Here is an 8274-nt window from a genome sequence, read left to right on the forward strand (position 1 = left end):
ACCAAAAGCTTCGCCCTCTGCCTTAGAAAGTGTGCTCATCTCTCCGATGTCTGCACCTGCAACAAAAGACTTCTCACCAGCACCTGTAAGAACAACAGCTCTTACAACTTCAAGGTCAAGACCTGAAAAAGCTGCATCCAGGTCATCAAGAACCTGAGAATTTAAAGCATTTAATGCTTCAGGTCTGTTGATGGTGATCACTGCGATCTTATCTTTTACTTCGCAATTAACAAAACCCATTTTGAAATTCCTCCTTAAATGATTATATTTCATCCGTGATAACCGCATGGCTCCACTGCGTTCTCGCCATGCTACGGACATTCGGAATCCGGCCTATCGGCCTACTTCCTCATATCCGTTAGGTCTTCAAGCTAAAGCAGCCTGTTTTGTGCAAGCACAACAGACTGCTTCAGTTTGAATCCCTTTATCACTCATACTTTTCAACAATAGTAGCGCATCCCATTCCGCCACCGATGCAAAGAGTTGCAAGACCCTTCTTGGCATTGTCTCTCTTGGCCATCTCATGAAGCAGTGTAACAAGAATACGGCATCCTGATGCTCCTACAGGGTGTCCAAGTGCGATAGCACCACCGTTTACGTTAACTTTGCTCATATCAAAGCCAAGGTCCTTGGCAACAGCTACAGACTGAGCTGCAAATGCCTCGTTAGCCTCAATAAGATCGATGTCCTTAAGATCAAGACCAGTTTTGCCGAGTACTTTTCTTGTAGCAGCTACAGGACCAATTCCCATAACCTCAGGCTCTACACCTGCAAGAGCTCCACCTACCCATGTAGCCATAGGCTTGATGCCAAGCTCTTTAGCTTTCTCTTCGCTCATTACAACGATTGCTGCAGCACCATCATTGATACCTGAAGCATTACCAGCTGTAACAAGTCCACCCTCTTTACCAGAGCAGCATTTAAGCTTTGAAAGAGTCTCAACTGTTGTGCCGGGTCTAGGGCCCTCATCAACCTTGAACTCTACCATTTCCTTCTTAACCTTTACAGGAACAGGAACGATCTCGTCGTTGAATCTGCCCTCTGCCATAGCCTTCTCGCACTTCTGCTGAGAGTTAGCTGAGAACTCATCAAGTTCCTGTCTTGTAAGGCCCCATCTATCGCAGATATTCTCTGCTGTGATCATCATGTGATAGTGATTGAATGCATCTGTAAGAGCGTCGTTTACCATGGTATCTACAACTGTTCCGTTGTTCATACGATATCCGAAACGCGCATTAGGAAGTGCGTAAGGAGCCATTGACATGTTCTCCATACCACCAGCTACGACTATATCAGCCTCGCCAGCCTTGATAAGGTCAGCTGCCATATTGACACAGTTAAGACCAGAGCCGCAAACTACGTTGATTGTAACTGCAGGGATCTCATTAGGAATACCTGCCTTGATTGATGCCTGTCTTGCTACGTTCTGTCCAAGACCAGCCTGGATTACGCACCCCATAAGGACTTCATCAACCTGTTCTGGCTTAACGCCTGCACGATTAAGTGCTTCCTTGATAACAATTGAGCCAAGCTCTGCAGCTGGAGTGTTTGAAAGTGCTCCACCCATTTTGCCGATGGCAGTTCTTACTGCACCAGCTAAAACTACTTTCTGTGCCATATTGTATTACCTCCATTTTGTTGGGCCATCGCCCATCTTTTCTTGTGAAAACCTCTCCTCATTCTGATTGATAAATTTTTATCAGAACAGATTTATTGTAGCACAGCACTTAGTCAAATGCAACAAAAATAGCTCCCCATGGGGAGCTATTTTATAAAATATCTATAAATTGATAAATTGTTAACCAACTTACACTTCAGGTTCAATAAGACCGTATGTGTTTCCCTTTCTCTTGTAAACTACATTGACCTGATCTGTCTCTGCATTTACAAATACAAAGAAGTTGTGACCAAGAAGTTCCATCTGAACACATGCATCCTCAGCATACATAGGCTTTGGATCAAACTTCTTCATACGTTCGATGCGGATGTCCTCATCGTCCATATAATCAGATTCAATGTACTCTTTCTTGAAGTTGCTGGCCTCTGCCTGCTGCTTGTCAACCAGCTTGCTCTTATACTTCTTGAGCTGTCTCTCTATAACCTCTTCAACCAGGTCGATAGAAACATACATGTCATTGCTAACCTGCTCTGCTCTGATGATCTTGCCCTTAACAGGTATTGTAACCTCGATCTTGTGTCTCTCCTTTTCTACATTGAGTGTTACCTCGGCATTTGTATCAGGGGTAAAGTACTTCTCAAGCTTACCGATCTTGTCTTCTACAGCTGCCTTAAGTCCGGGTGTTACATCAATATTCTTGCCTACGATAGTAAATTTCATGCAATCATCCCCTTTACTGCGTCTATGAAAGACGTTTATGTTTGAGATAATTATAACATTTAAAAGGGGCTATTAGAGAAAATGAATTACTTTCTTTTCCCTCAATAACACTTTTTGTTAAAAGTGCACAAAAAATATCTATTGCTTTCTATTGTGCAAAACCCACTTTTTATCCACATTTTTGTGGACAATGTGGATAACTTCGTGTATAAGTCGAAAAATAGCCATTTTTATTTCGAGGATTGTGGATAACTTTTTTTAAAAAAAGTAAACGTTTACTGTTGACTTTCAGATTTATGTGCATAAGGGAGAAATGTGCGCGTCGTCATAAAAAAACAGACCCGGAATGCTTGCATTCCGAGTCTGCACGTCTCAACTTGGCTTTAGAATATCCTTCGTACCGCCAGTACTGTACGGTAGTTGGCATCTGAAATCTTGATACCAGTCTTAGCTGTAGATGCATGTACAATCTGTCCGTTACCAATGTAGATAGCTACGTGACCAGAGTAGCAAACAATGTCACCAGGCTGTGCATTGGCAAGTCCGTCAACTGCTGCACCGACACTTCTGTCTGCACCAGATGAATGTGGAAGACTTACACCAAAGTTTGAATAAACGCTCATTACGAATCCTGAGCAGTCAGCACCATTTGTAAGTGATGTACCACCATATACATATGGGTTGCCAACGAACTGCTGAGCAAACTGTGAAACAGCGCTACCAATTGAACTTGTAGCTGTTGTGTAAGAGCTTGCTGAGTTATAGCTTGAAGATCCTGAGCTGGAGCTCTTTGTTGAAGTACTAGCCTTAGCAGCCTTAGTAGCAGCTTCTCTTGCAGCCTTTTCTTTTGCAAGACGTGCTTCCTCTTCTGCCTTGGACTCAGCCTTAACGAACTCAGTTGAAAGTGTTATGTAGTCAAGTGATACATAACCATCACCTTCCTCGATACTAACCTTAACCCATCCGTCAAGCTCTTCCTCAACTACCAGCTGATCCTCTATAGGTACGAGACCAAGAACCTCATCCTCAAGGCTTGGGCCTCCTCTAACTTTAAGAGTTGTAGTAGTAACTGTAGCGATCCTTGTTCCAACTTCCTTGGCAAGATCAACAGCGTCATCACCGGTTACGCAGTACTCTGCCTTAACATAGCCTTCAACGGAACCAGACTTGATCTTGTACCAGCCGTTGTCCTCTTCAACGAAAGTACCAACAGACTTGTCGTACAGCTTACCAATGATCTCACCGTCCTCCTCACTGGGAAGATCTCTTACGTTGACGTAATCGTGAACCTTGGCAATAACTAATGTCTTAAAGAGTTCCTCCTCTGAGTCCTCCTCTACCTCCTTGGCTATATCTGAGTTCTTGATGATAGCACCGGTAGCGCTCTGGATATCAGAAAGGATACTGTCTGTAATAGTTGAAGCAAGTGGTGTTACATTGGTAACTGTCTCATCTGAATCTGCAGCCTCTGCTGTAGACTTGCTGATGTTTGAAGAAGCATCTTCTGACTCAGCCTTCTCAGTCTCAACAGTCTCCTGAAGTCCTGAGAGAGATACCTGGTTGTTACCAAGAGCATAAGTGAAACCTGCCTGTGGCAGTACGCTTGTTACTTTATTAGTTGAAGCATATGCGACTATATCTAAGTTTGTGAATGTCATTGCAGCTACCATAGATAATGCAGTAAGCTGCAGAAATGGCTTTTTCAAAACCGACCTCCAAATTGTTACGAATTTGTTACATCTTTTAAAAATATACGCCACAAATGCCTTTTTGTCAACATGAATATACTTATTTCTCTTTTCCAACCATGAAATCTTGTATAGAAGTTACCGCATTTGCGCCATCTGCCACTGCTGTAACTATCTGTCTTAAGCGCTTTTTCCTTGAGTCGCCCGCTACAAATACGCCAGGTACTGAGGTCTGGCCATCTTCACCTGCGATCACATAACCACCTTCGTCACAATTTACAAAGCTTGCAAAAAGATCTGTTGAAGGGTGGATTCCGATGGCAACGAAAATACCATCTACATTAAGATCGCTCTCTTCATTTTTCTTAACGTTTTCTATTCTGAGGGCCTTTACCTTATCTTCACCCTTGATCTCTCTTACCACGCTGTCCCAGATAACTTCTACATTAGGCAGTGAAAAGAGCTCATCCTGAAGAACCTTTGTTGCTCTAAGCTCATCTCTTCTGTGGATGAGGTAAACCTTCTCGCAGAATCTTGCAAGGAAAATAGCATCCTCAACAGCAACATCTCCACCGCCGTTTACTGCTGTAACCTTGCCCTTGTAGAAAGCACCGTCACAGGTTGCGCAATAGGAAACTCCCTTTCCGATATACTCCTCTTCACCTGGAATTCCAAGCTTGGAGTGGTGAGCACCTGTAGCAAGAAGGATTGTGTGTGTGTCATACTCGCCGCTGTCTGTAACAACTGTAAATACAGGAGCCTTGGTATCTGTGCCCTCTTCCTTACATTTAATAGAAGTAACTGTGCCATCAGCAAATTCTGCACCAAGCTTATCAGCGTGTTCTCTGAACTTCATGGCGAGATCAAATCCGTTTACACCTGGAATTCCAAGGTAGTTATCAACTTCGTAGGTGTCGATGATCTGACCACCGCTAACTGGATTTTTCTCTATAACAAGCATATTGAGACCTGCACGTTTAGCATAAACAGCTGCTGAAAGACCTGCAGGACCTGAACCAATGATAATAAGATCGTACATAATGTATTCCTCCTGTTTCATTTTTATATTAGATTGTGTGCAATTAAATAGTATCACATATTTGTATTTTGTAAAGAACTTTTTTTAATTTTGTTAAATCCAGCCACCATCAAAGGTTATCACCTGCCCTGTAAGATAAGATGGGCTCTCGCTTACCCTCAGTACCAGGTCCGCAACTTCAAGAGGATCTCCCATCCTGCCGGCAGGGATCTCTTCCTCAAGCTCATCAAGGTCCTCCCGGGTCAGATGCTTCCTGTTCATATCAGTATCGATAACTCCGCAGGCAATGGCATTGACCTGAATGTTACTTGGCGCAAGCTCCTTTGCCAGGGCTTTTGTAAAAGAGTTGACTCCGCCCTTTGAAGCTGAATATGCTACCTCACAGGATGCTCCAACATTCCCCCAGACCGAGGAGATATTGATGATCCTGCCACTTTGTCTTTTCACCATTGCTGGCACAAAGAGCCTGCAGGTATAAAAGACGCTGTTTAAGTTACTGGATATCACCCTATCCCAGTCCGCAGGTTCCATGTCTGTCAAAAGACCTATCCATGCAATACCCGCGTTATTAATAAGAATGTCGATATCTCCCACCTTCTCAGATAGCTCTTTTACCTTATTATAGTCAGACATGTCGCAGGAAAATATGCTGCAGGAAATACCGAATTCCTCTTCAAGCTCCCGCCTAAGGTCACCCAGCATCTCAATATTGTCTTTACATGTCAGGAACAGCTCATCGCCCTCTCTGGCAAAAGACATTGCGATAGCCCTGCCAATGCCACGGCTTGCTCCTGTGATGAGTACTTTTCTTTTCATAATAAACTCCAATAAATATAGAAAAAGCGTCAGGAAAATTATACCTAAAAAAAGCCGGAGGCAAAAGCCCCCGGCCCACAACTTTCCTTATCATTCTGGCTGCGAACAGTGCCTTAATGCTTCCAGCACCGTCTCTTCAACGAAGGGCTTTGAGACAAACTCAGCTGCGCCAAGCTTGACCGCCTCCATCATCTTGTCCTTCTGACCTGCTGCGGTGATCATAATGACCTTGGCCTCAGGGTTTTCTCTTTTTATCTGGCGAAGGGCCTCAATGCCGTCCATTTCAGGCATAGTAATGTCCATGGTGACAATGTCAGGCTGGAACTTTACATAGTAAGCCACGCCTTCCTTGCCGTTAATAGCTTCTCCCACAACCTTATATCCCGCTCTGTCCAAAATATCTTTTAAGATTCTGCGTGATGTTCTTGAATCATCTACTACAAGTACGCTGCTACTCATCTCTTGTCCTCCATTAACCTAATGCAAAGTCTTTGGATACAGCAATCATATATTTGATCTCGCCGCCGCGAATGTAGACTGGCAAAACGATCATTTCTTCGCTGGTAGCTTTCTCAAAATTCACAGAGAAATTAGGTGGCTCAAGTTCTATCCTGAGATCTGACTGGCTCTGCTCTGTGGCGTAGAGGCCATTGATACAGTTGATCAGTTCGCAAACTGCATCAAGAGCATCCTCCTTGGTCTCAATGAATTCCTCCTTGGTGTAGGCAATGGCCATCTTCCGGACATCTTCGTACCTTCCAGAGATTGCCACCACTGCGCTTACGTCGCCGTGGAACTTCTGATAGCCAAGGACCTCTTCCTTAAGCACCGTGGCAGTATAAGCTTTTCCAATATATAAGTGATTGTCCACAAGGCGGTACATGTTCTTGACGCCCATGGCGAACATGCCCTTATAAAGCGGATCTTCGGTATCTACGAATACAGGTACAGCCTGGGTTACGTCTCCTGTCTTAAGAGCAGCCATATCGCTCTCAGTAAAACCGTGAAGGCTCTGATACTTGCCTTCAGCTTCCTCAAGCTGCTGCATGGTCAAAAATCCCAGGTCCACAACTGCCTGGAGAAATGCAAGATATGTATTGCCCTGAAGCTCCAAAAGCCTTGACACCTGGGCCTCAGAAAGATACCCTCTGTCGATCGCAATGTCACCAAATCGCATATCCATGGAAGCCTGCAGCATGTTCACCTGTTCAGCCTGTGCAATGCTCATGAGTTTTTCAGCCACAGCTATAACGCCGAGCTTGGCACGGCTTGCATCCTGTACCTTATAAACTTCGGAAAGCTGGTGCTTTGTCAAAAGTCCCTGCTCCGCAAGATAACTTCCCATCAATCGATCTAACATATATCTCTTGCTCCTTCACGTTCCATGAACTACGGGTAAAAGATAAATAGAGTACACTTCAATTTTAGACTAAATTACGTACACAAACAAGAGGCAGTAAAAGGGGCCGATTTTCATGACACGGGGACGGTTCTGTTGTCAGCTCCGGGCGGTGAGGCGGCGGAGCTGACAACAGAACCGTCCCCGTGTCATGAAAACCGGCCCCAGTGGCATCCTTAGCTCTTTTTGTTCTTCAGGGCCTCAGCCTGCTGCGCTGCAACCTCAATTGCCATCATCTGCTGGCCGGTCATGATAACTCTGTGGCCGTCAGGATTAAAGACTACTCCGTCCCGCTCACCAATAAAACGGATGATGTCGGCGAAACGGAATACTCCTGCGTTCCACTCTTTTCCCTTGTTAACCTTGGCAAATTCAAAGCCGTCGGTGTAGACAGGGAGGAACTGCTTGTCGTCTGGAGTTTTGATTATAAGGAACTCGATCTTGGAGTCCTTGTCGATCTTGATCCTGCCATCCTCAAGGACCTCTGCTGGTCCCTCGTGCTTCATTGGCACGATGAAGTGTCCGGCTCTCATGAGGCTGAACATCCTCATTTCCTTGGCCTTAACAACCTCTTCTCTCTTCTCGTAGGATACCGGCCATTTCTTTTCCGCTATGCAGTCCAGCATTGCGAAGTTAAGGGCTGGATTTGAAGGCATCTTGTGCTTGTCCTGACCCCAGTCGCCTGGAGCTGCCACGATCTCATTTCTCTTAAACCTTGCTCTGTAGGCACCGTTGTCAACAATAAGGTTCTCGATTCCCACATAATACAGGAAATCAAAGAATCCGATCTTGTTTGGATTTTCCTTATCCTCAACAAGGCACTGTCTTACAGTGAGCTTTCTATACTGCTTGACGAAAAGAGCTGCTGCCTCCTCAGCCATGTCCTTGTCAAAATAAACGCATGCAAAACCGTGATCAATAAATGGATATCCGGTGTTCATATCGTAGAGAACCTGCAGGTACTCTGCGTTTCTTACTCTGTCTAAAACCTCGT

General features: G+C 44.7%; 9 protein-coding genes. All 9 read right to left on the reverse strand.

The features are described from left to right. A partial coding sequence (locus J6I68_RS06330) for an enoyl-CoA hydratase-related protein (RefSeq protein ID WP_292218635.1) occupies positions 1–240 on the reverse strand: 240 nt, incomplete at its 3' end. A gap of 187 nt (positions 241–427) precedes the next feature. Continuing rightward, the gene (locus J6I68_RS06335; protein WP_292218636.1) at positions 428–1618 is read right to left on the reverse strand and encodes an acetyl-CoA C-acetyltransferase; all 1191 of its coding nucleotides are present in this window, start codon (positions 1616–1618) and stop codon (positions 428–430) included. 189 nt (positions 1619–1807) lie between these two features. Next, positions 1808–2338 carry a ribosome hibernation-promoting factor, HPF/YfiA family gene (gene hpf, locus J6I68_RS06340; protein WP_292218640.1) on the reverse strand — a complete coding sequence of 177 codons (531 nt, stop codon included), beginning with the start codon at positions 2336–2338 and terminating at the stop codon, positions 1808–1810. Positions 2339–2721: 383 nt separating this feature from the next. Beyond that, positions 2722–4044 carry a C40 family peptidase gene (locus J6I68_RS06345; protein ID WP_292218643.1) on the reverse strand — a complete coding sequence of 441 codons (1323 nt, stop codon included), beginning with the start codon at positions 4042–4044 and terminating at the stop codon, positions 2722–2724. Between the two features lie 82 nt (positions 4045–4126). Continuing rightward, positions 4127–5065: a thioredoxin-disulfide reductase gene (trxB, locus tag J6I68_RS06350; protein WP_442861721.1), complete on the reverse strand. Its 939-nt coding sequence runs from the start codon at positions 5063–5065 to the stop codon at positions 4127–4129. Between the two features lie 93 nt (positions 5066–5158). After that, a complete protein-coding gene (gene ymfI / locus J6I68_RS06355) occupies positions 5159–5881 on the reverse strand; it encodes an elongation factor P 5-aminopentanone reductase (RefSeq protein ID WP_292218647.1) in 723 nt (240 codons plus the stop codon). Between the two features lie 90 nt (positions 5882–5971). After that, positions 5972–6340: a response regulator gene (locus tag J6I68_RS06360; RefSeq protein WP_292218648.1), complete on the reverse strand. Its 369-nt coding sequence runs from the start codon at positions 6338–6340 to the stop codon at positions 5972–5974. A 13-nt stretch (positions 6341–6353) separates the two neighbouring features. Further along, the gene (locus tag J6I68_RS06365; RefSeq protein ID WP_292218650.1) at positions 6354–7241 is read right to left on the reverse strand and encodes a chemotaxis protein CheX; all 888 of its coding nucleotides are present in this window, start codon (positions 7239–7241) and stop codon (positions 6354–6356) included. A 215-nt stretch (positions 7242–7456) separates the two neighbouring features. After that, the coding region (locus J6I68_RS06370; RefSeq protein ID WP_292218652.1) for an SseB family protein at positions 7457–8274 on the reverse strand (818 nt) is incomplete at its 5' end.

This window comes from Butyrivibrio sp. (assembly GCF_017940685.1).
Taxonomy (GTDB): Bacteria; Bacillota; Clostridia; order Lachnospirales; family Lachnospiraceae; genus Butyrivibrio.